16 protein-coding genes and 1 pseudogene are annotated in these 25,376 nt (G+C 63.3%); 14 read left to right on the top strand and 3 right to left on the bottom strand.

Features of this window, described 5'->3' with window-relative positions; genetic code table 11:
• From FJW08_RS20010 to FJW08_RS19990, 5 genes and pseudogenes are all read left to right on the top strand, one after another.
• The gene (locus tag FJW08_RS20010; RefSeq protein ID WP_140811972.1) at positions 1-6,057 is read left to right on the top strand and encodes a translocation/assembly module TamB domain-containing protein; all 6,057 of its coding nucleotides are present in this window, start codon (positions 1-3) and stop codon (positions 6,055-6,057) included.
• Positions 6,058-6,309: 252 nt separating this feature from the next.
• Positions 6,310-7,968, top strand: a complete 1,659-nt coding sequence (locus tag FJW08_RS20005; RefSeq protein ID WP_140811971.1) for an ABC transporter substrate-binding protein — start codon at positions 6,310-6,312, stop codon at positions 7,966-7,968.
• Positions 7,969-8,118: 150 nt separating this feature from the next.
• A complete protein-coding gene (locus FJW08_RS20000) occupies positions 8,119-9,153 on the top strand; it encodes an ABC transporter permease (RefSeq protein ID WP_140811970.1) in 1,035 nt (344 codons plus the stop codon).
• An 11-nt stretch (positions 9,154-9,164) separates the two neighbouring features.
• On the top strand, positions 9,165-10,322 hold the full coding sequence (locus FJW08_RS19995; RefSeq protein ID WP_140811969.1) for an ABC transporter permease: 1,158 nt from the start codon (positions 9,165-9,167) through the stop codon (positions 10,320-10,322).
• Between the two features lie 48 nt (positions 10,323-10,370).
• Positions 10,371-12,584, top strand: a pseudogene (locus tag FJW08_RS19990) (ABC transporter ATP-binding protein); the annotation flags it as partial.
• 544 nt (positions 12,585-13,128) lie between these two features.
• Here FJW08_RS19990 and FJW08_RS19985 read toward each other — a convergent pair.
• Positions 13,129-13,719 carry a transglycosylase SLT domain-containing protein gene (locus FJW08_RS19985; RefSeq protein WP_140811968.1) on the bottom strand — a complete coding sequence of 197 codons (591 nt, stop codon included), beginning with the start codon at positions 13,717-13,719 and terminating at the stop codon, positions 13,129-13,131.
• 216 nt (positions 13,720-13,935) lie between these two features.
• Between FJW08_RS19985 and FJW08_RS19980 the strand changes: the two genes are divergently transcribed.
• Positions 13,936-15,474, top strand: a complete 1,539-nt coding sequence (locus FJW08_RS19980; protein WP_140811967.1) for a trimethylamine methyltransferase family protein — start codon at positions 13,936-13,938, stop codon at positions 15,472-15,474.
• Between the two features lie 76 nt (positions 15,475-15,550).
• Positions 15,551-17,992: an FAD-dependent oxidoreductase gene (locus FJW08_RS19975; RefSeq protein ID WP_140811966.1), complete on the top strand. Its 2,442-nt coding sequence runs from the start codon at positions 15,551-15,553 to the stop codon at positions 17,990-17,992.
• A gap of 22 nt (positions 17,993-18,014) precedes the next feature.
• On the opposite strand, the gene FJW08_RS19970 is transcribed toward FJW08_RS19975, so the two are convergent.
• Positions 18,015-18,407: a DoxX family protein gene (locus FJW08_RS19970; protein WP_140811965.1), complete on the bottom strand. Its 393-nt coding sequence runs from the start codon at positions 18,405-18,407 to the stop codon at positions 18,015-18,017.
• 201 nt (positions 18,408-18,608) lie between these two features.
• On the opposite strand from FJW08_RS19970, the gene FJW08_RS19965 reads away from it, so the two are divergent.
• Positions 18,609-19,097 carry a hypothetical protein gene (locus tag FJW08_RS19965; RefSeq protein ID WP_140811964.1) on the top strand — a complete coding sequence of 163 codons (489 nt, stop codon included), beginning with the start codon at positions 18,609-18,611 and terminating at the stop codon, positions 19,095-19,097.
• Between the two features lie 41 nt (positions 19,098-19,138).
• On the opposite strand, the gene FJW08_RS19960 is transcribed toward FJW08_RS19965, so the two are convergent.
• Complete coding sequence (locus FJW08_RS19960) at positions 19,139-19,915, bottom strand: VOC family protein (protein WP_140811963.1); 777 nt, start codon at positions 19,913-19,915, stop codon at positions 19,139-19,141.
• A gap of 176 nt (positions 19,916-20,091) precedes the next feature.
• On the opposite strand from FJW08_RS19960, the gene FJW08_RS19955 reads away from it, so the two are divergent.
• The 6 genes from FJW08_RS19955 (at position 20,092) to FJW08_RS19930 (ending at position 25,313) form a co-directional block, all read left to right on the top strand.
• A complete protein-coding gene (locus FJW08_RS19955) occupies positions 20,092-20,817 on the top strand; it encodes a gamma-glutamylcyclotransferase (RefSeq protein ID WP_140811962.1) in 726 nt (241 codons plus the stop codon).
• Between the two features lie 121 nt (positions 20,818-20,938).
• Positions 20,939-22,306 carry an NAD(P)-dependent oxidoreductase gene (locus tag FJW08_RS19950; RefSeq protein ID WP_140811961.1) on the top strand — a complete coding sequence of 456 codons (1,368 nt, stop codon included), beginning with the start codon at positions 20,939-20,941 and terminating at the stop codon, positions 22,304-22,306.
• On the top strand, positions 22,299-22,619 hold the full coding sequence (locus tag FJW08_RS19945) for a hypothetical protein (RefSeq protein WP_140759025.1): 321 nt from the start codon (positions 22,299-22,301) through the stop codon (positions 22,617-22,619). Before FJW08_RS19950 ends, FJW08_RS19945 begins: the two co-directional genes overlap by 8 nt.
• Positions 22,620-22,630: 11 nt before the next feature.
• Entirely contained in the window at positions 22,631-23,944 is a 1,314-nt protein-coding gene (gene preA / locus FJW08_RS19940) for an NAD-dependent dihydropyrimidine dehydrogenase subunit PreA (RefSeq protein WP_140811960.1), read from the top strand.
• Positions 23,945-24,307: 363 nt separating this feature from the next.
• On the top strand, positions 24,308-24,826 hold the full coding sequence (locus tag FJW08_RS19935; RefSeq protein ID WP_140811959.1) for an Rrf2 family transcriptional regulator: 519 nt from the start codon (positions 24,308-24,310) through the stop codon (positions 24,824-24,826).
• A 28-nt stretch (positions 24,827-24,854) separates the two neighbouring features.
• A complete protein-coding gene (locus tag FJW08_RS19930; RefSeq protein WP_140811958.1) occupies positions 24,855-25,313 on the top strand; it encodes a carboxymuconolactone decarboxylase family protein in 459 nt (152 codons plus the stop codon).
• Positions 25,314-25,376: the final 63 nt, after the last annotated feature.

Here is a 25,376-nt window from a genome sequence, read left to right as displayed (position 1 = left end):
ATGAAGACGGTCTGGCGCATCCTTCGCATTGTCCTTTACACCCTGCTGATCGTGGTCGCGGGTGCGATAGGCGCGCTGGTCGTGCTGACCAAGACCGAGCGCGGGCGCGACAACCTCGCCGGCATCATTTCGCGGCTGGCCTCGAGCGACGACCGAAAGGTCACCGTCAGCGGCATCGACGGCATCTGGTCGGGCGCGCTCAGCATCGACCATGTCGTGCTTGAGGATCGCGAGGGCGCCTGGCTGGTGGCGCGCAAGGTGGCCGTCGACTGGTCGCCGACGGCACTTTTGTCGAAAAGCTTCAGCGCCGACCGCATCGCGGCCGAGCGCATCGAGCTTGCACGCCTGCCGGTGGCCGGCACGCAGCCGCCGGCGCAAAGCGGCACGACGACGCTGCCGGTCTCCATCGACATCAAGCAGATCGACCTGCCGGAAATCGCGCTTGGCGAGCAGTTGGCCGGCAGCGGCATCGCCGAGCTCGCGGCCAAGGGAATGCTCAAGGCCGATGCCGCGCCACTGGCGGTCCAGACGGTGCTCAACGTCACCCGCCACGACGGCAAACAGGGCAATGTCGATGCCAAGATCCATTTCGCACCCGCCGACAACAAGCTGGACCTCGACCTCAAGGCGTCGGAACCGGCCGGCGGCATCATTGCCAACCTGCTCAAGCTGCAGGATGCGCCACCGGTCGACATCGTGGTTTCGGGCAGCGGGCCGCTTGCCAACTGGAGTGGTGTCGGCACCTTCCTCGTCGACCATCGGATCGTCACCCAACTCACCGGCCGGCACCAGCTCACCGACAAGGGCAATCATGTCGAGGCGAAGGGCGATGGCGATTTTGCGCGCTTCCTGCCGGAAAACCTGAAGTCGCTGTTCGCCGGCAAGACCAGCTTCGATGTAGCGGGCACCGCCACATCCGCTGGCGGCATCAGCATCGACCGGGCCAGCATCGAGAGCGATGCGGTGCACGGCACTGCCTCCGGCATTGCCGATCCTGCCGGCGCCAGCGACCTGTCGGTCGAACTCGCCGCCAAGGGCCCGCCCGTGGTGATCAGCGTCGGCAGCAAGGCGCAGCCGATCACGCTCGCGATCAAGAACGCCACCGCGCGCGCCTTCGGCGACGGCAAGGCGCCGATCGTCGACATCGGCGCCTCGTTCGTTTCGATCGTCGTCGGCGGCACGCGGCTGGACGATCTGGCGGCGCAGATCCATTCCGATGGTTTCGATATCCAGAATCGCGCCGGCCCGGTTGCCGTCAAGCTGGAGGCGGGCGGCCTGAAAACCGACGTCGCGACGTTGGCGCCGCTGATCACCGGCAAGGTCAACGTCGATCTGGCCGGTTCAATCAGCAAGGACGCCATTATTGCCATCGATCAAGGTACGCTGCGCTCCGATGCGCTCAATGCGTCGCTGACGGCGACGGTAGCGCTCGCCGACATGTCGATGCAGCTCAAAATGAACGCCGATGCCGTGGCGACCGCGTTCCCGCAGCAGATCGCCTCGGTGCTCGGCGGGCGGGTAAAATTCTCGGCCACCGCATCGCGCGATCCGCAAGGTTCTTTCGCCGCGAACTCCATCGAACTCACTTCGGGATCGCTCAGCGCCAGCGGTACGGCCAGCATGCAAGGCACGGACATCCAGGCCGACATCAAGGGCAAATTGGGTGACGTTTCGGTGTTGTCGCCGACGGTCGGCGTGCCGGTTGCCGGCGGGGTCGATTTCGCGCTGTCGGCCACCGGCGCGATCACCGCGCCGGATTTCACTGTTAGCGCCGACAGCGACAGCCTGACCGCTTCGGGCCGCACGGTGAAGGCCATCAAGCTGACCGCGAGCGGCAAAGCCGACATAACGAACCCTTCCGCCAACGTCTCGCTGACCGGCGCCGTCAACGACCAGCCGCTCGACATCAAGGCGGCCCTGGTGACCAGCGAGGGTAAGCGTTCGATCAACGGCTTCCTTGTTTCGCTGGGCGACAACAAGGTCTCAGGCGACCTGGCGCTCGACGACAAGTTCATGCCCTTGGGCACGCTGACACTCGCCGCGCCTGCCATCGACCAGTTGGCCGCGCTCGCCGGCCAGGCGGTGACCGGCGACATCAACGGCACCATCCTCTTCGCCAAGGACGGCGACGCGCCTTCCATTGCCATCGATGCCAAGAGCGCGTCGGTTGCGCGTGGCGAGGTGACGGCCAAGGCGATCGCCATCAATGCGCTGGTCGCCAATTATCTCAAGGCGCCGGCGATCTCGGGCACCATCAAGGCCGATGCGGTCACTTCGGGAAGCACCGAAATCGGCGGCATCGGCGTCGATCTCAAGCGCGACGGCGACTGGACCAATTTCACCGGCGGCGCCACGATCGCGGGCATTCCGGCTACCGCTGCCGGTCGGGTGAAGATCGCCGAGGGCACCACCAGCGTCGAGATCGCCTCGGGCGAAGCCACCATTCGCGGCATCAAGGCGGCGATTGCCGAACCGTCGGCTCTGACCATCGCCGACGGCACGGCCAAGATCGACAAGCTGGCGCTCGATATTGGCGGCGGCAAGGTGGCGCTGTCGGGCAGCGCCGGCGAGACGCTCGATCTTGCGGCACAGGTCTCCGCTTTGCCTGCCGCCCTTGCCAATGCGTTTTTGCCGGGCCTGGATGCCGCGGGAACGCTTGACGGTATCGCTGAAGTGAGCGGAACGTCGGCGTCTCCCGACATCCGGTTCAACGCGAAACTGGCCGGCGCCGAGACCAGCCAGACGCGACAGGCAGGGCTCGGACCGCTCGCCGTCGATGCGGTCGGCAGCTACACGATTGCCGGCGGCGTCGCGGTCGACCATGCCACCCTCTCCGGCGACAAGGTCTCCGGCCAGGCCGCCGGCACCATCAACCCGAATGGGGCCAACGATTTCGCGATCGATCTGACCTCGTCCGGCCCCAGCCTGCCGCTGACGGTCGGAAGCGCCGAGAGTCCGGTCAAGATCGAGGTCCGATCAGTGTCGGCAAAAATTGCGGGTGAAAGCACGCATGCCCGGCTGGACCTTTCCGCGATCCTGCCCTCGGTCGTCACCAACCCTGCGAAGGTGGACGGACTTACCCTGACGCTGCACTCGGATGCGTTCGATCTTAGGAATCGCGCCGGGCCGGTTTCCGGAACGGTGTCGGTGGACAAGGTTGGGCTCGACAATCCAACGATCGCGCCACTCATGGCGGGCAAGGTCACGGCGGCGCTCAACGCCCGGCTGAGCGCCGACGCCGTCGCCATCGACAGCGGCTCGCTGAAAAGCGATGCCCTCAGCAGCCAGGTCGCCGGCCAGGTATCGCTGCGTGACGGTGCCATCGACCTCAACCTGAAGGCGGATGCGCCATCATCGGCCTTGCCAGCGGCGGCACGCGGCATGCTTGGCGACCGCGCCGAGATAAGCGCCACGCTGAAGCGCGAGCCCAACGGCAATCTCAACCTGGGTGGATTGAAACTGACTTCGGGCGCGCTGAGCGCCGACGGGCAGGCAAGCCTTGCCGACAACAAAGTGACCGCCGACATCAGGGGGACGCTAAGCGACATCTCGCCATTGTCGAAGGATGCCAGGGGCGCCATCGCTTTCGCGCTCAGCGCGCAAGGGCCGACCATGGCACCGGACCTGTCGCTTACCGTCAACAGCGACAAGCTCTCGGTGGCATCGCGCGAGATCACCGGATTGAAGCTCACCGCCACCGGCAAGGCCGATGCCGCCAACCCGGCGGCCAATGTGCAGCTCACCGGCATTGTCGCCGGCCAGGCGCTGCAGGGGAGTGCCGTGCTGGCAACCGCCGGCGGCAAGAGCGCCATCAACGGCCTGCTTCTGTCGCTGGGCAAAAACAGGATCTCCGGCGATCTGGCACTGGACGACAAGTTCGTGCCTGAAGGCTCCATCTCGCTCGACCTGCCCGATATCGGCCCGCTCGCCGCGCTGGCGTTGGAAAAGGCGGAAGGCGACGTGCGCGGCACGATCGCCTTCTCCAGGAAAGGCGCGGCACCCCAAGTCGCCATCAAGGCGGCTACCGCCTCGATCACGCGTGGCGATCTCCAGGCGAAAGCCGTTTCCATCGATGCGCTGATCGCCAACTATCTCGGGGCGCCAGTCATCTCCGGCAAGATCCGCGCCGACACCGTCACATCGGGCGGCACCGTGATCAGCGGCATCGATGTCGATTTGAAGCGCGATGGCGACTGGACCGGCTTCTCCGGCGGCGCGACGGTCAAGGGCATTCCGGCCAAGGCGGCGGGCCGCGTGAAGGTGGCCGGCGGCACCACCACCATCGAGCTCGCTTCGGGGCAGGCGACCGTCCAGGGAATCAAGGCGGCCATCGCCCAGGCCTCGACCGTCAGCATCGCCAACGGCACGACGACGCTGGACAGGCTGGTGCTCAACCTTGGCGGCGGCACCGCGACGGTAACCGGCAAGGTCGGGCAGGCGCTCGACATCAATGCAGTGCTAGCGCGCGTGCCGATGTCGCTCGCCAACAGTTTTTCGCCCGGGCTCGATGCCGCTGGTTCCATCTCCGGCACGGTGAAGGTGACTGGTGCACCGGCGAGCCCCGCCATTGCCTTCAACATAGACGCCGCCAGCGTGCAGACATCGCAGACCCGTGGCGCGGGCGTCGGCGCGGTCAGTGTTTCCTCGTCCGGCACCTTTGCCGGCAACAAGCTGGCCTTCAACGCCAATATCAGCGACGGGGCTGGCCTTGGTCTCAAGGGCGGCGGCACGGTGACGACAGCGGGCACGCCGGCGCTGGCGCTCGACTTCAACGGTGCCGCGCCATTCGGCCTGCTCAGTGAGAAGCTTGCCGCACAGGGCCTGTCGTTGACCGGCAATGCCAACGTCAATGTTCAGGTGCGCGGTCCGGCGACATCGCCCGTGATCGGCGGCAGCGTCAAAACCTCGGGCGCGCGGCTGGTCGACGCACGCTCGGGCCTTGCCGTCAACGATATCGCGGCCGATGTCTCGATAGGCAACGGCGTCGCCAGGATCAATCGGTTGACCGGGACGCTGTCGACGCGCGGCAGCCTGTCGGCCAGCGGTACGGTCGGCATCAATCCGGCGCAAGGGTTCCCGGCCGACCTGTCGATCAAGCTCACCGATGGCCGCTACACGGATGGACGCGTGGTGACCGCCAACCTTGGCGGCGACCTGACGATCAAGGGGCCGCTGACTTCGGCACCGGCGATTGCCGGCACCGTCAACCTGGCCAAGACCGTCATCACGGTTCCGGACAAATTGCCGGGCTCGCTCTCGGCGCTCGACGTCAAGCACAAGAATGCGCCAGGCCCGGTCAAGGCGCAGGACAAGGCGCTGCGCCCAGCGACGACCAGCGGCAAGAGCGGCGGCAGCGGCCTTGCGCTCGACGTCACGGTCAATGCGCCGAACCAGATCTTCATCCAGGGCAGGGGTGTCGACGCCGAACTCGGCGGCTCGCTCAAACTGACCGGCCCGGCCTCGTCGCCGCAAGCCGTCGGCACCTTCACCTTGCAGCGCGGCCGGCTGTCGATCCTTGGCAAGCGGCTGACCTTCACCGAAGGCACGGTCGGGTTCTCCGGCTCGCTGGTGCCCTATCTCAACCTGACGGCGACGACGACCACGACCGGCGCAACCGTCACCATCGTGGTCTCGGGCGAGGCGACCAATCCGAAATTCACCTTCAGTTCGGTGCCGGCGCTGCCGGAAGATGAAGTGCTGGCGCAACTGATCTTCGGGCGGTCGATGTCGAACCTTTCGCCGCTGCAGATTGCGCAGCTGGCCGAAGCGGCCGGGCAACTGGCTGGTGTCGGCGGCTCTACGTCGCTGCTGGAGAATCTGCGCGGCGCCATTGGCGTCGACGATCTCGACGTCACCACCGATGAGAAGGGTGGCACAGCGGTCTCGGCCGGCAAGTACCTGAACGACCGCACCTATGTGACGATCCAGAAGGGCGACAAGCCGGGTTCAGGCAAGGCGACCATCGACCTCAATGTCGGGCGCGGCGTCAAATTGCGCGGTGAGGCGACGGATGCCGGCGAAGCCAAGGGCGGCATATTTTACGAGAAGGAATATTGACGCCCTGGCCCTCGTCCTGGCCGCAACTGGCGCTGTCGCAACCGGTGCGAATGTCTCAGTTTAATCGCCAAAAGAGATTTTGGCGAAATCTGGGCGCACTAGCAATTTTGCGCCAAGACTGTCGCTATCGCGCGAACCGCTCCCCTCCCAAAGTTGCACATTCGCTAACATGTTCCCAATCCACGCCGTCTTTGACATCATGGCCCGGATGCGGAATGTTAATCGGCGGAAAGCCAACAATGGGAGTTAGTCATGACAATCTATAAGAGCAACGGCGACAGCGTTCCGGATCACATCCTGGCGATGGCCGAAGAGGCCAAGTCGGGCAAGGTCGATCGCCGCGAATTCCTCGCGCTCGCCAGCGTCTTCGGCGCGTCGACGGCCATGGCCTACGGCCTGCTCGGCCTAGCCGCTCCGACCCCGGCCAAGGCCGAGGACGTCAAGGGCAAGAAGGGCGGCGTGCTGAAGGTGGCGATGTCGATCAAGGATCCCAAGGATCCGCGTACAGCCGACTGGTCCGAGATTTCCAACGCCGAGCGCCAGGCGCTCGAGCCGCTGGTGAAATACACCAAGGAGTACACCTTCGCGCCCTATCTCCTGGCAAGCTGGGACATCAACGACGACGCCACCGAATACACGCTGCATGTGCGGCCTGGCGTCGAATGGAACAATGGCGACAAGTTCACCGCCGACGACGTGGTCTACAATTTCTCGCGCTGGGCCGACAAATCAGCGGAAGGCAACTCGATGCCGGGACGCCTTGGCAGCCTCGTCGACGAGAAGACCAAGAAGTTGCGCGAAGGGTCCGTGGTCAAGGTCGACGACATGACCGTCAAGCTGAAGCTGTCGAAGCCCGACATCGCCATCATCCCGAATCTGTGCGACTATCCCGGCCTCGTCGTCCACAAGAGCTTCGACGAGAAGGGCGCCAACTTCAAGAACTGCCCGATCGGCACCGGCCCGTTCGAGCTCGTCTCCTATGATGTCGGCCAGAAGGTGGTCTACAAGCGCCGCACGACCGGCAAGTGGTGGCAGGGCGAAGCCTTCCTCGATGGCGTCGAGTTCATCGACTATGGCACCGATCCGGCCGCGACGGTTTCGGCCTTCGAATCGGGCGAAGTGCAGACCAACCACGAAACCACGGCCGATTACGTCAAGATCATCGAAGGCGTCGGCGCGCCGGCATCGGAAGTCGTGACCGCGGCAACCGTGGTCTCTCGCTTCAACGTCAATGCCAAGCCCTATGGCGACCAGAAGGTGCGCCAGGCGATGTGCCTTGCCGTCGACAATTCGGTCGTGCTGCAGCTCGGCTACGGCAATGCCGGCACGCCGGCCGAAAACCACCATGTCGCGCCGATCCATCCGGAATATGTCGAACTGCCGAAGATCAAGCGCGACATGGCCAAGGCCAAGCAGATGCTGACGGAAGCCGGCGTGATCGATTTCGAGCACGAGCTGATCAGCAATGACGAGGACTACCACAAGAACACCACCGACGCGATCGCGGCCCAGCTGCGCGAGGCCGGTATCAAGGTGAAGCGCACCGTGCTGCCGAGCTCGACCTTCTGGAACGACTGGACGAAGTACCCGTTCTCGGAGACCAACTGGAACATGCGTCCGCTTGGCATCCAGGTCATCGCCATCGCCTACCGCTCCGGCGAAGCCTGGAACGAGACGGCCTATGCCAATCCGGACTTCGACAAGAAGGTCAACGAGGCACTCGGCATCGCCGATGCGGAGAAGCGCAAGGTGGTGATGAAGGACATCGAGACGATGCTGCAGGAGTCCGGCATCATCATCCAGCCTTACTGGCGCAAGCTCTACATCAACATCAAGCCCGAGGTGAAGAACCACTCGATGCACCCCACCTACGAGCACGACTTCGGCAAGGTCTGGCTCGATCAGGCGTGACCCACAGCTTGACGGATACGAGGGGCCAATGGCCCCTCGTATTCGCAGGATCGTCGCCGTTGCACTGGATGCAGCGGCGGCGTGACGTCACAAGGTTTTCGAAACAGGGTTGACCATATCTGACCCCAACCCGGCCGGCAGGGGGGCACAATGTTCTCATTCATCATCAGACGCATCGGCACTATTCTGCTCACGATGCTGTGCCTGACGCTGGTCGTTTTCTTCCTCGTCAATCTCGAACCCAATCTTAAGAAGCTGGCGATCAGCCAGACCGAAATGCACACATCGGCCGAGCAGCTCGAAAGCTGGCTGGTCAATCACGGCTACCGCCAGAACTTCTTCGTCCGCTACGGCCAGTGGCTCGGCGTCTTGCCCAAGCAGCCGATCACGGATCCGGCGACCGGGAAGACGACGCAGCGTTTCTCCTTCTGCAACGACCCGACGGTGCCGACATTCACCGGCGTCATCGAGGGTGATTTTGGCTGTTCGACCAAGTTCAAGACCACGGTTGGGGCCAAGTTGTTCCCGGCGCTCGGCGCCACCGGCATCCTGATGTTCTGGGTGCTGGCGGTGATGGTGCCGGTTTCGCTGCTGATCGGCATTCTTGCCGGTATGCGCGAGGGCTCGCGCACCGACCGCGTGCTGTCGGTCGCCTCGATCGCCTCGACGGCGACGCCTGAATATGTGTCGGGCGTCATCTTCACCGTCGTCTTCGCCTCCTGGCTCGGCTGGCTGAACGGCTCCGCCGCCTCGGCAAGCCAGGGCATCACCTTCTACAATTTCACCCTGCCGGTGATCACCCTGGCGATCTACGGCATCGGCTATATCGCGCGCATGACGCGCGCCTCGATGGTCGAGGTGATGACGCAGCAATATATCCGCACGGCACGCCTGAAGGGGCTTTCCTTCAAAAGCGTGGTGGTCAAGCACGCGCTGCGCAACGCGTTGATCGCCCCGTTCACCGTGATCATGCTGCAGTTCCCCTGGCTGCTCACCGGCGTCGTCATCGTCGAGGTGATGTTCCGTTACCAGGGCTTCGGCTACACGCTGGTCGAGGCCGCCGGCAACAACGACATCGATCTTCTGCTCGGCTGTTCGCTGGTCTCGGTGTTCATCGTCTTGATCACCCAGCTCATTTCCGACGTGGGCTACGCGTTCCTAAATCCGCGCATCCGCGTTCAGTAGGGAGAAGGCGCATGCAAGCTCAATATATCGGCGCCTCCACCATCATCCTCGAAGTGCTTTGGCGCTTCTGGGCGGTCTGGGTCGCGCTCGCCATCGTCATGGGCGCGAGCTTTCTCTACAAGAAGAAGCTGGCCCTCTATGGCCAGCTGTTCGACAGCGGCGTCGGCATGGCGGGCGTCTTCATCTGCCTGTTCTGGCTGTTCACGGCGATCTTCGCCTCGACCATCTCGCCTTTCGATCCGCTCGGCCAGATCCCGATCATGAAGGACACGCTGCCCGGCGCCATCGAACCGCAATCGGGGCTCGTCTATCTCTTCGGCGGCGACAAGCTGGCGCGCGACGTGTTCTCGCGCATGGTCTATGGCAGCCAGATCGTGCTGATCATCGCGCCCGCCGCGACCGGTTTCGCGCTGATGGTCGGCATCACGCTTGGCCTGCCGGCCGGCTATTACGGCGGCAAGATCGATTCCGTCCTGTCGTTCCTAGCCAACCTGGTGCTGGCTTTCCCGGTGATTCTGCTGTTCTACCTGCTGGTGACGCCGGGCATCATGGACACGCCAATCCCCTATGCGCTGGCGGGTGTCTTCTTCCTGTTTCCGATCATCTTTTTCAGCGTGCTGTTCTGGACCCGCTACAAGAACCGGCCCGACCGGATCTACATCCTGCTTGGTCTGACGCTGATCATAGGCGGCTGGATCTACCTCGGCCTCGTCTTCGACAGGGATCCGCTGCACATCGTCCACATCGATCCCAATCAGCTCAACATCTTCGTGGCGGTGGTGTTCGCCTCCAGCCCCGGCGTGTTCCGCATCGTGCGCGGCCTGACCATGGACATCAAGACGCGCGACTATGTGGCGGCGGCGCAAACGCGCGGTGAATCACCCTGGTACATCATGCTGTGGGAGATCCTGCCCAATGCACGCGGTCCGCTGATCGTCGATGCCTGCCTGCGCATCGGCTACACCACAATCCTGCTCGGCACGCTGGGCTATTTCGGCCTCGGCCTTGCGCCCGAGAGCCCGGACTGGGGCACCGCGATCAAGGACGCCAGCCGATTGCTGCGCTCCTTCATCCACCCGGCGCTGCCGCCGACGATCGCGCTGATGTCGTTCGTGCTGGGGCTCAACCTGTTGGCCGATTCGCTGCGCGAGCAATCGATGAAAGACTGATTGACGGGTCTTGACCCGCATCTGGTATAATTTGGATTGGAGCGACCCATGAACGAGGCAGTTCGAAATCCCGCCAAGCCGACCAATGGGCCGACCAATGGGCCGATCATCGAGATCGAGAACCTGTCGATCTCCTTCTTCACCCGCAAGGGCGAAATACCGGCCGTGATGGATTTTTCCTGCACGGTCATGCCGGGCGAGGCGATGGGCATCGTCGGTGAATCCGGCTGCGGCAAGTCGACCGTGTCGCTCGGCATCATGCGCGACCTGTCCAACATCGGAAAAATCGTCGGCGGCAAGATCAAGTTCCAGGGCAAGGACATGGGCGAGCTCTCCGACGAGGAGCTGCGCGCCATCCGTGGCAACAAGATCGCCATGATTTACCAGGAGCCGATGGCCAGCCTCAATCCGGCGATGAAGATCGGCCAGCAGCTGATGGAAGTGCCGCTGATCCACGACAAGGTGTCGAAGGAAGAGGCCTATTCCAGAGCGCTCGAAATGGTGCGCTCGGTCAAGCTTCCCGATCCCGAGCGCATGATGCGCTCCTATCCGCACCAACTTTCCGGCGGCCAGCAGCAGCGCATCGTCATCGCCATGGCGCTGCTGTCGAAGCCGGCGCTGCTTCTGCTCGACGAGCCGACTACCGCGCTCGATGTGACCGTGGAGGCGGGCATCGTCGATCTGGTCAAGGGTCTCGGCGAGAAGTTCGGCACCTCGATGATCTTCGTCTCGCACAATCTCGGCCTCATCCTGGAAACCTGCGACCGCATCACGGTGATGTATTCGGGCGAGGCGGTAGAGACCGGCAAGATCAAGGACGTCTTCGACCGGATGCGCCACCCCTATACGCAAGGGCTGTTCCGTTCGATCCCGCTGCCGGGCGCGGACAAGAACTCGCGGCCACTGATCTCTATCCCCGGCCAATTGCCGCTGCCGCACGAGCGGCCGAAGGGCTGCAATTTCGGCCCGCGCTGCCACCATTTCGTCGAGGGCGTCTGCAACGCCGCCGAGATCCCGATGATCGAGGTCGCGGGACACGAAGGCCATTTCTCGCGCTGCGTGCGCTTCAACGAGATCGACTGGGAAGCGCTGCCGCCCGGCGCCAAGAAGGTCAATGAACGTGTGGTGCCCGGCGCGCCGGTGCTCAAGATCGAGGACCTCCGGAAATACTACAAGGTCGGCGGCAGCGAGGTGTTCGGCTCGAGCGAGGGCCGTGTCGTCAAGGCCAACGAGACGATCTCATTCATGGCGCGCGAATCCGAGACGGTCGCCATCGTCGGCGAATCCGGCTGCGGCAAGTCGACCCTGGCCAAGGTGCTGCTCGGGCTGGAGACGGCCAGTTCCGGCAGTGTGACGCTGGGCAACAAGGAAATCCAGTCGACCGGCATCGAGAGCCGCAGCGTCGACACCGTGTCGTCGATCCAGATGGTGTTCCAGAATCCATTCGACACGCTCAACCCCAGCCATTCGGTCGGATCGCAGATCATCCGCACGCTGGAAAAATTCAATGTTGGCAAGACCGTCGCCGACCGGCGCAAACGCATGCTGGAACTGCTCGACCTAGTGAAGCTGCCGCGTGCCTTCGAGACCCGGAAACCGCGCCAACTCTCCGGTGGCCAGAAGCAGCGTATCGGTGTGGCACGCGCCTTTGCCGGTGACGCCAAGGTGGTGGTGGCCGACGAGCCGGTTTCGGCGCTCGACGTCTCGGTGCAGGCGGCGGTGACCGAATTGCTGATGGACATCCAGCGCAAGAACAAGACGACGATGCTGTTCATCAGCCACGATCTCTCCGTCGTGCGCTACATCGCCGACCGCGTCGTCGTCATGTATCTCGGCTATATCGTCGAGCAGGGCACGACAGACCAGATCTTCGCACCGCCCTACCACCCCTATACCGAGGCGCTGCTGTCGGCGATCCCGATTGCCGACACCAGCGTGATCAAGAAACATGTCGTGCTGGAGGGCGACATCCCCTCGGCGATGAACCCGCCGTCCGGCTGCCCGTTCCAGACACGCTGCGGCTACAAGAAGCTGGTGCCGGACAATCTGTGCGAGACCAAGGTGCCGCCGGTCAAGAACCTGGGCGACGGCCATATGAGCCTGTGCTGGCTTTCCGACGAAGTGCTCAAGACCATGGAGCCGGTGATCAAATTCGACAAGGAACACGCCGCCAATGAGGGCGTGCCGGATGATGCGCCCCATGGCGACGGTCCGGGCTTTGCCGGAACTCCGCCCGACCGGCCGCATGGCAAGACGGCCAGTGCGGAAGCCGACGCCGTGGGGGAGGCCGCCGAGGAGGCCGAAGCCGTTTCACGGGCCCGCCGGCACGAAGTTCGGGACGACGTCTCCGAGACTGGCGATGCCTCTCCGAAGCCCGCCAACGCCACCTCCGCGCCGTTCACGCCAAGGACGCTTGGAGACGGCCGCCAGGCGGAGAACGCACGCGTGGCACCAATTGCTGAGCCGGCGGCGAGGCAGACCCGTCTGGCCGGCGCAAATGTCGACAAGAACCGCCCGTCCGGCATCGCCAAGCCTGCCAAATCCGATGACCTCAAGCTGATCTCCGGCGTCGGCCCGAAGACGGAGGGCATCCTCAATGGTCTCGGCATCTTCACCTACGCTCAGGTCGCCGCATGGAAGAAGGCAGAGCGCGAGTGGGTTGACGATCATCTGAGATTCCACGGCCGTATCGAGCGCGAGGACTGGGTCAAGCAGGCAAAGGCGCTAGCCAAGGGCGGCGAGGCTGAATACATCAAAGTATTCGGCAAGAAGCCGCGGTGAAAGCCAGGACGGTTGCGGCAACACTTTAGTTGCCGCACTGGCTCAGTTGCTGTGCATAATCGCGGGCCATCTTGTCGGTGGCCCGTGCATAGCCCTGGACCCCGGCATCGCCACGATTGCCTCGGCCATAGGCGGTCCAGCCGAGATAGTAGGCGAGATAGAGGTTGTAGGTGTCGTTGCGCGCGACGCCGTAGCTGTCTGATGTCTTGGAATGATACCAGCCTACGAAGTCGACGGCGTCGGCGAATTTCGTTCGCCGTGCCGCCCAATTGCCGGTCTCGCTCTGATATTGCGACCAGGTGCCGTCCAGCGCCTGCGAGAAGCCGGTGGCCGACGAGACGTGTTTCCAGGGGATGAAGCCGAGCAGCTTTGTACGCGGCGGCCGGGCGTTGCTCTTAAAGCCGGACTCCTTGCGCACGGTGGCCATCAGCACTGGCACCGGCACGCTGTATTTCTGGGATGCGCGCTCGGCCGCCGACTGCCAATTGTCAAACCAGCCGTCATTCTGGTCGAAGACGGCGCAGACATTGTTGATGTGGCTGGGCGCGGTGGCGCAAGCCGAAAGCGCCAACAGCGCGCAAACTGCTACAATTTTACTAAAACTCGACCTACGCATGTGAGGAGCAATAGGCCGAAATCATAAAGGGAATCTTGCTACCGCCGTTAAGGCTTCGCCGGCACCAGCAGATGGGAAAATGCCGTATCGGTATTCCGACGCCGATTGTCGCTTTTTCTAAACAGACATTGCAGATATGCCGCCTTGGCTAAAATCACGCCGGCAAGCGGCGTATTTCTGACAGACCGGCCGCGCTGCCGAAGCTTTGATGCCGGCATGACCGAACCAAGACGCAAGCGCGGCGCCGAGCGCACCAGCAACAGAGGCCCAGCGCCTATCGCGCAGCTGCCGCCCAGGCGGGTGACGAATCCCTATCCGCCGATGGCGTTGTTGTCATCAGACCAGATCGAGACGATCCATCAGGCGTCGATGCACATATTGGAGAATTTCGGTATCGAGGTGATGAGCCCGCGTGCGCTATCGCTGTTCGAGAAGGCCGGCGCCAAGGTCGATCACGCCTCGGCCAATGTGCGTGTCGATCGCGGCATGATCGATGAGGCGCTGAAGACCACGCGGTCAGACTATACGCTGACCCCACGCAACCCGGCCAAGTCAATCCATCTCGGCGGCAACACCATCAATTTCACGCTTGTGGCCGGTCCTCCCAATGTGCACGACATGGAGCGCGGCCGCCGCGCCGGCAATCTGCGCGACTATGCCGATCTCACCCGCCTGGCGCAGCATTTCAACTGCGTCCACATGCTTGGCAACCAGGTCTGCGCGCCGGTCGAGCTGCCCGCCAACTCACGCCACCTCGACACCTACTTCACCAATCTGACGCTGACCGACAAGAGTTTCCATGTCTCGGCGATCGGTCGGGGCAGGGCTCTGGACGGCATCGAGATGATGGCGATTTCACGCGGGCTGACACTGGATCAGATGCGCGATGATCCCGGCGTCGCCACCATCATCTCGGTCAACTCGCCGCGCCGATTCGACGAGATGATGGCAGAGGGGCTGATGACCATGGCCGAGTACGGCCAGTCGGTGGCGGTGACACCGTTCACGCTGATGGGGGCGATGAGCCCGGTGACGCTGGCCGGCGCCCTGGCGCAGCAGAATGCCGAGGCGCTGTTCGGCGTTGTGCTGACGCAACTCGTGCGTCCGGGCGCGCCTGTGATGTACGGCGCCTTCACGTCCAATGTCGACATGAAGTCGGGCGCGCCGGCCTTCGGCACGCCCGAAAATACCAAGGCCAACATCGCCTCGGGACAGTTGGCGCGGCGCTACGGCCTACCATACCGGACGACACCGGGCTCGGCCTCCAACGCCGCCGACGCACAAGGCGCCTATGAGACGCTGATGGCACTGTGGGGCGCGGTGCTCGGCCACGGCAACCTCGTCTACCACGCCGCCGGTTGGCAGGAGGGCGGGCTGACGGCATCGTTCGAGAAATTCATCATCGACATCGAGATGATCCAGCACATGATGGAGTTTTTGCGCCCGATCGTGGTCGACGAGGCCGAGCTTGCCGTCGAGGCATTGGGCGCGGTGCCGACCGGCGGCCATTTCTTCGGCGAGCCGCACACGCTGGAGCGCTATGCGACCGCCTTCTACCAGCCGATGCTCTCCAACTGGCAGAATTTCGAAGCCTGGCAGGAAGCCGGCGGTCTCGACGCAACCGCGCGCGCGACGCGGCTGTGGAAGAAGGCGCTGGAGGATTATATCGAGCCGGCAATGGACATTGCCGTGCGCGAGGAGCTCGAGGCTTACATGGCCAAGCGGCGCGAGGCGATCGGGCAGGGCGAGCCGTGACTTTAGCGTCGGCGCGAGGCACTTCCCATCCCGATTCACATCACCCATCCAACTCGTTGATATCAGAGAAAAATTCATGAAATCGCATGCAAAGGTCGTGGTCATTGGCGGCGGTGTCGTCGGATGTTCCGTGCTGTTCCACCTCGCCCGCCATGGCTGGACCGACATCGTGCTGCTGGAGCGCGACGAGTTGACCTCCGGCTCGACCTGGCACGCGGCTGGCGGCATGCACACGATCAATGGCGACCCCAACGTCGCCAAGCTGCAGAAATACACCATCAACCTTTACAAGGAGATCGAGGAGCTGTCGGGCCAGGCGACCGGCGTCCACCTGACCGGTGGCGTGCTTTTGGCTGCAACCGAGGCGCGGCTTGACTGGTTGCGCGGGGTGGTCGCCAAGGGCCGTTATCTCGGCATCGAGCTGGAGGAAATCTCGCCCAAAGAGGCGGCCGAACTGATGCCGCTGCTCGACCCCAGCCAGTTCGTCGGCGCCGTCCGCAACAAGGAGGACGGCCACCTCGATCCCTCTGGTGTCACGCATGCCTATGCCAAGGCGGCGCGAAAGCTGGGCGCCGAGATCGAACGGTTCACCAAGGTGGAGGACATCGTGCGCCGTCCCGACGGGATGTGGCGCGTCATCACCAACAAGGGCGAGGTGGTGGCCGAGCATGTCGTCAATGCCGGCGGCCTGTGGGCGCGCGAGGTCGGCCGCATGGTCGGGCTCGAACTGCCGGTGCTCGCCATGGAGCACATGTACCTGATCACCGAGGACATGCCGGAGGTCGCTGCCTGGAACCAGAAAACCGGGACCGAGGTCATCCATGCGGTCGATTTCGACGGCGAGCTCTATCTGCGCCAGGAGCGCGGCGGCATGCTGATGGGCACCTATGAGAAGGCCAACAAGCCGTGGTCAGAATACCAGACGCCTTGGAATTTCGGTCATGAATTGCTGGCGCCGGACATCGATCGCATCGCGCCGTCGCTCGAGGTCGGCTTCCGGCATTTCCCGGCTTTCCAGAACACCGGTATCAAGCAGATCATCAACGGACCCTTCACTTTCGCGCCGGACGGCAACCCGCTGGTCGGGCCGGTGCGCGGCCTGCCGGGCTTCTGGGTCGCCTGTGGCGTCATGGCCGGCTTCAGCCAGGGCGGCGGCGTTGGTCTGGCGCTGTCCAACTGGATGATCGAGGGCGATCCGGGCGCCGACATCTGGGCGATGGACGTGGCGCGCTACGGCGACTGGGCGACCATGGCCTACACCAATGCCAAGGTGCGCGAAAACTATTCCCGGCGCTTTTCGATCCGCTTTCCCAACGAGGAACTGCCGGCCGGGCGGCCGCTGAAGACGACGCCCGTCTATGACCTGTTGTCGGCCAGGGGCGCGCAATGGGGCGTCGCCTACGGGCTGGAGGTGCCGCTCTGGTACGCGCCGGAAGGCGTCAAGGACGAGTTCTCATGGCGGCGCTCGAGCGACTTCACCCATGTCGCCGCCGAAGTCGCGGCGGTGCGCTCAGGCGTCGGCCTGTCGGAGATATCGAGCTTCGCCAAATACAAGGTGACGGGCGAGGGGGCGGCGGCCTGGCTCGACCGGATGCTCGCCTGCAAGCTGCCGAAGCCCGGTCGCATGACCCTGGCACCGATGCTCAAGGAAGACGGCAGACTGATCGGCGATTTCACGCTGGCCAATCTGGGCCCTCAAGATCGGGAAGAAGGGGGCTGGTTCCTGGCCGGCTCCGGCATTGCCGAGCAATATCACATGCGCTGGTTCGAGCAGCATCTGCCCGATGATGGCTCGGTCCACATCGAAGCGCTGGGGCAAAGGCTCACCGGCCTGTCGATCGCCGGTCCCAAGGCGAGGGACGTGCTGGCGAAAGCCACGCGCTGCGACATATCGAATGCGGCGTTTCCCTTCATGGCTATCGGCAAGATGGATATCGGCATGGCGCCTTGCCTGGTCGGCCGCGTCAGCTACACCGGTGATCTCGGCTACGAGATCTGGGTGGCGCCGGAATATCAGCGTGCGGCGTTCAACGCCTTGATGGCGGCGGGCGAAGAGTTCGGCATCGGCCTGTTCGGCTCGCGCGCGCTCAACGCGCTGCGTCTGGAGAAGAACTATGGCTCATGGGGGCGCGAATACCGGCCGATCTACGGGCCGCTGGAAGCCGGGCTCGACCGCTTCGTCGCTTATGGCAAGGAGGCGGATTTCATCGGCAAGGCGGCGGCGCTGGCCGAGCGCAAACAGGGTGGCAAGCTGCGGCTGCGCGCCTTCATCGTCGATGCCGATGATGCCGATGTCATCGGCGACGAGCCGATCTGGTTCGGCGGCGCGGTGCGTGGCTGGGTGACGTCGGGCGGTTATGCCCATCATTCGAAGAAGTCCGTCGCTGTGGGCTATGTGCCGAAGGAGATCGCCGACGAGAGCGACGGCTTCGAGATCGAGTTGCTGGGCAAGCGGCATGTTGCGCGCATGCAGGCGACGCCGCTTTTCGATGCGAATTTCGAACGAATGAGGGGGTGAGAGATCACCCCCGCATGGGGGATCATGCGTTGCGGCGGTTGTCGAGCGCGAAGGCGCCGGCGCCGGCAAAGACCAGATAGAGGAAGATGAAGCAGAACGAGATCGCCGCGTCGCCGCTGTTGTTGACGGGGAAGAAGTCGCGCGGCATGTGCGCCGAGAAATAGGCGATCGCCATTTCACCGGCCAGGAGGAACGCGACCGGGCGGGTGAAAAGGCCGAGCGCCAGCAGGATGCCACCGGCGAATTCGAGGATGCCGGCGGTCGTGGTTAGCCCGGTAAGGGCGTGGGGTTGGGCGCTTACCGGGAAGTTGAACAGTTTCTGGCTGCCGTGTTCGATGAACTGCAGCGCGGTCATGATGCGCAACACCCCAAGCGCCTGCTGCTGGTACCTGGCAAGGCCTTCAAAAAGTTTCATCTGAACTCCATTTTTACCCTCCGGCCCGGCGATAGATTATCGCCCAGTGATGGACCATTCACTTCCCCTGGCATGTCATCAACAATCGGTGATTGAAAACGTTCCCCGGTATGCCTTCCCAATATTATTCTCGCCTGGGTTGCATTTTTGTCGCTATGGTTGTATTGACATGGGCACTCTGAACGTGTGGATTTCCTTGCCATGAAAAAAGTTATCATCAGCCTATTCGCACTCGTTGCAGGCACCAGCTTCGCCATGGCCGAGGATGCCGGCTGCGAGGCCTTCAAATGGCCGGTGACGCGGGAACAGGCGCTGTTTCCCGCTGCACACTCAACGCCGTCCGGAGCAACGCTGGCAGTCGGTGCCGCCGCGGATCTGGCGTTGGTGCCGGCCGAGAAAGCCGGTTTCGCGGTGCCGCCCGAACACGCCCCGGCAGCGGGCACGTTTGGCGCCGTCGCCAGCGTGGCGGTGCCGCCGGAGGGGGCGATCCAGATCAGCCTGTCGGGCGAGGCCTGGATCGATGTCATCCAGGACGGTCATGCGGTGAAATCGGCGGGCTATAGCGGCGTCAAGACCTGCCCCGGCATCCGCAAGAGCGTGCGCTCCAAGCTGGCGGCCGGCCAAGCCACCGTCCAGTTCAGCGGCGCCAAGAAAGAGACCCTCAAGGTCGCGGTGCTGGCGCCGGAATGAGCCGACGCCAGCGAGCGTGATATCAGCGGATGGCGTAGGCGCTACCGCACCGGCGCCATCAAAGCGAAATGCGCGCCTTGCGGATCCTGGCATTGCACGACCCAGTTGCCGCCGGGCACCTCCATGGGTCCCATCAGGATCTTGCCGCCACCGTCGGTGACGCGTTTGGCGGCCGCGTCGATGGCCGCGACATTGAAATAGAACTGCCAGACCGGCACCGGAATCTGCTCGGGCTTGTTCATGATGCCGCCACCGGATTCAGGGCCGGCGGTAAAAGTCTGGTAGATCCCCATCGGGCCCATGTCGAATTCGCCGGCATTGGCCCAGCCGAACTGGCCGGAATAGAAATCGAACGCGGCCTTCCAGTCGCTCGTATAGAGTTCGTGCCAGCCGATATGGCCCGGCGTGCTGGCCGGCACGACGGGCTGGTCGGGACCGTTCGGCTGCAGGAACATGAAGGTCGCGCCTTGCGGGTCGGCGACGACAGCGAAGCGGCCGACCCCTGGAATGTCGTCGGGCCGGCGGTGAACGGCGCCCCCTGCTTTTTCCAGCGACGCCGTTGCTGCGTCGACATCCCTGGCGTGGATATAGCCCAGCCAGGCGGGCGGCATGCCCATCCTGGCCGCATCCTCGGGTATCGTCATCAGGCCGCCGACGCCGCGCTCGCCGACATTCATGACGATATAGCGCGGCATGCCTGGGGTCTTGTCGAAGGGCACGGCCCTCCAGCCGACCACTTTTGTGTAAAAAGCCTCGGCGTCGTCGGGGTCCGACGTCATCAGTTCGTACCAGAAGAAGGGCATCGGGGATTTTGGCATGGTCGGTCTCCTCACCGTTGTGCACCGATCGTCGTTCGATCCATCCTAGGACGATCTCGACGACAGAAATCCGACATCTGGGCTAGAAATCGGAAACGGCAAGGCGCAGCCTCCTGGCATCTTGCATGCCTTGCGATTTTCGCCTTTGCTTGGACTTTAGAAGGGGGCGTCGATCCATGCGGCAGATGTCACTTACGGCCGAGCTTGTCGCACTGTGCCATCGCGAGGAGGCCGATCCCGGGCCCAGCGGCAGCTGGACACAACTGAGCGACGAGGATTTCCAGGCTCTCTCCGCGCGGCTGTCCGATGAAGCCGATGAGGGGCCGTTATGGGTGTTCGCCTATGGCTCGCTGATCTGGAAGCCGGCTTTCGAGTCTGTCGAACGCCAGCGCGCCACCGCCCATGGTTGGCACCGCTCCTTCTGCATCGACATGGTTCGCTGGCGCGGCAGCGTCGCGCAGCCTGGACTGATGATGGCGCTCGAGCGCGGCGGGCGATGCGATGGTGTGATCTATCGTTTACCGGAAGGGGAGAAGACTGCTCAGATCGAAAGGCTGTTGCGGCGCGAGATCGACGATCATGAGAGCGTCGCTTCGGTCAGGTGGGTTCCGGTGCGTACGGCGCAAGGGCCGTTGCGGGCGCTGGGTTTCTGGGTCGGGGTGACGGGTAGAGGCACTTCGCTCGGGCAGCCGCTGGAGACTGTGGCACGGGTGCTGGCGCGCGCCTGCGGCCATGTCGGCTCCGGCGCGGAATATCTTTACAATACGGTCAGCCATCTCGAGGAATTCGGCATCCGCGACCGCAATCTCTGGACATTGCAGCAATTGGTCGCCGATGAGATCAGGTCGATCCACGGCATTGGCATGGGCGGCGGCTCTATGCTTGCCTCACCGTCACCTTAACTTGAATGCTTGTGTCATCTTTTAGTTCAGCCTTTTCAGCAGTTTGCGTCAAAAATTGACCAATTGATAAAAAAATAAAACGTGCTAGCCTTCCCCAAAACGAAAACATGGGGAACTGAAAATGCCAGAGGGCCAGTTCAAAGAGGGTATCGTCGGCGGCCGACTTCTGCCCGACCAATACGCGGACAATTTTTCCGACCTGCATCCGCCGCTCGATCATCACGAGGCGCTGGTCGAATCCGACCGCTGTTATTTCTGCTACGACGCGCCGTGCATGAATGCATGCCCGACCTCGATCGACATTCCGCTGTTCATCCGCCAGATCTCGACCGGCAACCCGATCGGGTCGGCCAAGACCATCTTCGACCAGAACATCCTGGGCGGCATGTGCGCCCGCGTCTGCCCGACCGAGACACTGTGCGAGGAGGTCTGCGTGCGCGAGGTGGCGGAAGGCAAGCCGGTGCAGATCGGCCGCCTGCAGCGCTACGCCACCGATGTCGCGATGAGCGAGAACAAGCAGTTTTATCCACGTGCCGAACCAACAGGGAAGGCGGTCGCCGTGGTCGGCGCCGGCCCGGCCGGCCTTGCAGCGGCGCACCGGCTCGCCCGCCATGGCCATGACGTGACCATCCTGGAGGCGCGCCCGAAGGCCGGCGGCCTCAATGAATACGGCATCGCCGCCTACAAGAGCGTCGACAACTTCGCCCAGGCCGAGGTCGACTATGTCACCGCGATCGGTGGGATCGACATCCAGAACGGCAAGGCGCTCGGCCGCGACTATCAACTCTCCGACCTGATCCGCAATTACGATGCGGTGTTCCTCGGCATGGGGCTGGGCGGCGTCAACGCGCTGCGCGCCGATGGCGAGGACGCGGCCGGCGTCACCAACGCGGTCGAATTCATTGCCGAACTGCGCCAGGCAAGCGACCTCTCAGGCTTGCCGGTCGGCCGCCGCGTCGTCGTCATCGGCGGCGGCATGACGGCGATCGATGCCGCCGTGCAGTCGAAGCTGCTTGGCGCCGAGGAGGTGACGATCTGCTATCGGCGCGGCCAGGAGCATATGAACGCATCCGAATTCGAGCAGGACCTGGCCGCCGCCAACGGCGTCACCATCCGTCATTGGCTGCAACCGAAGCGGGTGATTGCTGAAGGTGGCAAGGTGTCGGGCATCGAACTCGAATATACCGCCCTCGACGGTGACAAGCTTGCCGGCACCGGCGAGACGCTGACACTGGTTGCCGACCAGGTGTTCAAGGCGATCGGCCAGAGTTTTGTGCCGGTCGCACTCAACGGCAGCGGGGCGTCGATCGACCTCGAAGCCGGCCGCATCAAGGTTGACGAGGAAGGGCGCACCTCGCTGGCCAAGGTCTGGGCCGGCGGCGATTGTATTTTTGGTGGTGATGACCTGACGGTCTCAGCCGTTGCGCAAGGACGCGATGCGGCCGAAAGCATGCATCGGGCTCTAGCTGGAGGAAGCTGGAATGCCTAATGTCGTCAAGTTCGTTGGGGTTTTAGGCACGAGCCTATTGCTGTTCTCTGCCAACGCCTCGGCTCATCGGGTGACCAGATTTTTTGACGAACCGGAAGTTCCGGCAGGGAAGGGTTTCTCTCCTATGCTTGGATGTGGGAACGAGGAGCTCATCTCTGGGGGTTACGTGCTTGATATCCCGCCAGCCAACCCTAATGCGTTGGTTGTGTCGGCAAGTTATCCGTTCAGCGACCATGTATGGCAGGTCGTCGTCCGAAACATTTCGAGCGAGCCTGTCGCAGTTCAGATCACTATTGTTGTCATCTGTGGTTAGCGGAGAGAAACATGGCAGACATCCGCAATAATTTCGTCGGCATAAAATCTCCCAATCCGTTCTGGCTAGCCTCGGCGCCGCCGACGGACAAAGCCTATAATGTCATCCGTGCCTTCAAGGCAGGGTGGGGCGGTGTCGTCTGGAAGACGCTCGGCGAGGAAGGCCCGCCGGTGGTCAACGTCAACGGTCCGCGCTACGGCGCGATCTGGGGCGCCGACCGGCGCCTGCTCGGCCTCAACAATATCGAGCTGATCACCGACCGCGATTTGCAGACCAATCTGCGCGAGATGAAGCAGGTCAAGATGGACTGGCCCGACCGCGCGCTGATCGCATCAATCATGGTGCCTTGCGTCGAGGAAAGCTGGAAATCCATCCTGCCGCTGGTCGAGGAGACCGGCGCCGACGGCATCGAGCTCAATTTCGGCTGCCCGCACGGCATGTCGGAGCGCGGCATGGGCGCGGCCGTCGGCCAGGTGCCGGAATATATCGAAATGGTGGTGCGCTGGTGCAAGCAGTATACGCGCATGCCCGTCATCACCAAGCTGACGCCCAACATCACCGATATCCGCAAGCCGGCGCGGTCGGCACATGCCGGTGGCACCGACGCGGTATCGCTGATCAACACCATCAACTCGATCACCGGGGTCGACCTCGACAGTTTCGCACCAATGCCGACCATCGACGGCAAGGGTTCGCATGGCGGCTATTGCGGGCCGGCGGTGAAGCCGATCGCCATGAACATGGTGGCCGAGATCGCCCGCGACCCCGAAACCCGTGGCCTGCCGATCTCCGGCATCGGCGGCATCACCACGTGGCGCGACGCCGCCGAATTCATGGCGCTGGGCGCCGGCAATGTGCAGGTCTGCACGGCGGCGATGACCTACGGCTTCAAGATCGTGCAGGAGATGATCGCCGGTCTCGAAAACTGGATGGACGAGAAGGGCCACCGCTCGCTCGACGACGTCATCGGCCGTGCCACGCCAAACGTCACGGACTGGCAATATCTCAACCTCAACTATGTCGCCAAGGCGCGTATCGACCAGGACGCCTGCATCAAATGCGGCCGCTGCCACATCGCCTGCGAGGACACTTCGCACCAGGCGATCACCAGCATGGTCAACGGCGTCAGGCATTTCGAGGTGATCGAGGCCGAATGCGTCGGCTGCAATTTGTGCGTCAATGTCTGCCCGGTCGACAATTGCATCACCATGGAGCCGCTGGCGGCGGGCGTGATGGACGAGCGCACCGGCAGGCCGGTGTCGCCGGTCTATGCCAACTGGACCACGCACCCGAACAACCCGATGGCCAAAGTGGCGGCGGAGTAGGGTTTGCTCCAGCATAAGAAGGGCTGTTTGGCAGAACTTAGGTTCCTCGCCCCACGAAAGTGGGGAGAGGTGGCCCGGCGAAGCCGGGACGGAGAGGGGACTTCGGGACGACTGGGAACTGCCCAAGGCTCCTGATCGCCTTTACTCGCGCATCCTCCTCACCGGTTGCATCTTCACAAAGGTCGTCCCCCTCTCCGTCCCGGCTTCGCCGGGCCACCTCTCCCCCGCTCCGCGGGGTGCGAGGAACCAAGTCTTGCTAAGCGGCGTGCCGGAACCATCAGAATTAGCGGGCAATCTCCATTTTTCTATTGCAGATAAAAATTATCCACGATAAAATATATCCATGAATTGGAGATTGGCATCATGAAGCTGGGCGAGGGCGTTGAGGCGGCCATCCACTGCGCGGCCACCCTGGCGAGCGTCGACGGCAACAGCACCATGCCGGGCGCTGCGCTGGCGGAATCCTTTGGCCTATCGGCGAGCTATTTGCTGAAGCATCTCAACATGCTGACGGCGTCCGGTGTTCTGGAATCGGTGCCGGGTCCGGCCGGTGGCTACCGGCTGGCACGGCCTGCCGAGCGCATAACACTGCTTGACATCGTGCTGGCCATCGAAGGGCGCGAGCCGGCGTTTCGCTGCGGCGAGATCCGCCGCAACGGTCCGGTCAAGATCGATGCCTCGGCCTATGTCAAACCTTGCGGCATCAACGCCGCGATGTTGAAGGCGGAGCGCGCCTACCGGGCAGCGCTGGCCGAGGTGAAGTTGTCTGACATCGTGGCGGATTACGCAGCGGAAGGCGACCCCAGATCGTTTGCCGCGAGCTGCGCCTTTGTCGAGCGTCATCAGCGGCCGCAGAAATCCAGTTCAACCAACCAAGCCTAACCCCCCCAAGGATGCGAAAGGAAAGACGATGAAACAGAGAATGCAGTTTTTCGCCAAGGCGCCGGAAATCATGAAGGCGGTGTCGGCGCTCAACAAGGCGGTCGACGAATGCGGACTGGAGGTGAGCCTGCTGCACCTGATCAAGCTCAGGGCCTCGCAGATCAATGGCTGTTCCTTCTGCGTCGAGATGCACAGCCGCGAGGCGCGGCGCGACGGTGAGACCGAACAGCGGCTCTATCTGGTCGCGGCCTGGAAGGAATCGCCGCTCTTCTCCGAGCGCGAACGCGCCGCCTTAGCCTGGACCGAGGCAGTGACGCTGATTGCCAACGATGGCGTTTCAGACGCTCTTTATGCCAGTACGCTGGAGCATTTTTCGGAAGAGGAACTGGTCAAGCTGTCCGTCGCGGTCGGCATGATCAACACCTGGAACCGGCTTTGCATCCCGTTCCATGCCATCCATCCGATGCCGGCCGCCAAGGCGGCCTGATCGTTCCATAATCATGCGGGTCTGTTGAGGGCCCGCCTCGCTTTGATCTCCGGCGGATTCGGC

This window comes from Mesorhizobium sp. B3-2-1, assembly GCF_006439515.1.
Classification (GTDB): domain Bacteria; phylum Pseudomonadota; class Alphaproteobacteria; order Rhizobiales; family Rhizobiaceae; genus Mesorhizobium.
Note: the sequence above shows the minus strand (reverse complement) of the source record. Positions and strands in the feature narration are given on the sequence as shown.

Excerpts from the sequence above, each read along its gene's own strand:
- FJW08_RS20005 (WP_140811971.1), top strand. The coding sequence starts at position 6,310 with ATGACAATCTATAAGAGCAACGGCGACAGCGTTCCGGATCACATCCTG.
- FJW08_RS19980 (WP_140811967.1), top strand. The coding sequence starts at position 13,936 with ATGACCGAACCAAGACGCAAGCGCGGCGCCGAGCGCACCAGCAACAGA.
- FJW08_RS19965 (WP_140811964.1), top strand. The coding sequence starts at position 18,609 with ATGAAAAAAGTTATCATCAGCCTATTCGCACTCGTTGCAGGCACCAGC.
- FJW08_RS19950 (WP_140811961.1), top strand. The coding sequence starts at position 20,939 with ATGCCAGAGGGCCAGTTCAAAGAGGGTATCGTCGGCGGCCGACTTCTG.
- FJW08_RS19955 (WP_140811962.1), top strand. The coding sequence starts at position 20,092 with ATGCGGCAGATGTCACTTACGGCCGAGCTTGTCGCACTGTGCCATCGC.
- FJW08_RS19935 (WP_140811959.1), top strand. The coding sequence starts at position 24,308 with ATGAAGCTGGGCGAGGGCGTTGAGGCGGCCATCCACTGCGCGGCCACC.
- FJW08_RS19985 (WP_140811968.1), bottom strand. The coding sequence starts at position 13,719 with ATGCGTAGGTCGAGTTTTAGTAAAATTGTAGCAGTTTGCGCGCTGTTG.
- FJW08_RS19995 (WP_140811969.1), top strand. The coding sequence starts at position 9,165 with ATGCAAGCTCAATATATCGGCGCCTCCACCATCATCCTCGAAGTGCTT.
- FJW08_RS19930 (WP_140811958.1), top strand. The coding sequence starts at position 24,855 with ATGAAACAGAGAATGCAGTTTTTCGCCAAGGCGCCGGAAATCATGAAG.
- FJW08_RS20000 (WP_140811970.1), top strand. The coding sequence starts at position 8,119 with ATGTTCTCATTCATCATCAGACGCATCGGCACTATTCTGCTCACGATG.
- FJW08_RS20010 (WP_140811972.1), top strand. The coding sequence starts at position 1 with ATGAAGACGGTCTGGCGCATCCTTCGCATTGTCCTTTACACCCTGCTG.
- FJW08_RS19945 (WP_140759025.1), top strand. The coding sequence starts at position 22,299 with ATGCCTAATGTCGTCAAGTTCGTTGGGGTTTTAGGCACGAGCCTATTG.
- preA (WP_140811960.1), top strand. The coding sequence starts at position 22,631 with ATGGCAGACATCCGCAATAATTTCGTCGGCATAAAATCTCCCAATCCG.
- FJW08_RS19960 (WP_140811963.1), bottom strand. The coding sequence starts at position 19,915 with ATGCCAAAATCCCCGATGCCCTTCTTCTGGTACGAACTGATGACGTCG.
- FJW08_RS19970 (WP_140811965.1), bottom strand. The coding sequence starts at position 18,407 with ATGAAACTTTTTGAAGGCCTTGCCAGGTACCAGCAGCAGGCGCTTGGG.
- FJW08_RS19975 (WP_140811966.1), top strand. The coding sequence starts at position 15,551 with ATGAAATCGCATGCAAAGGTCGTGGTCATTGGCGGCGGTGTCGTCGGA.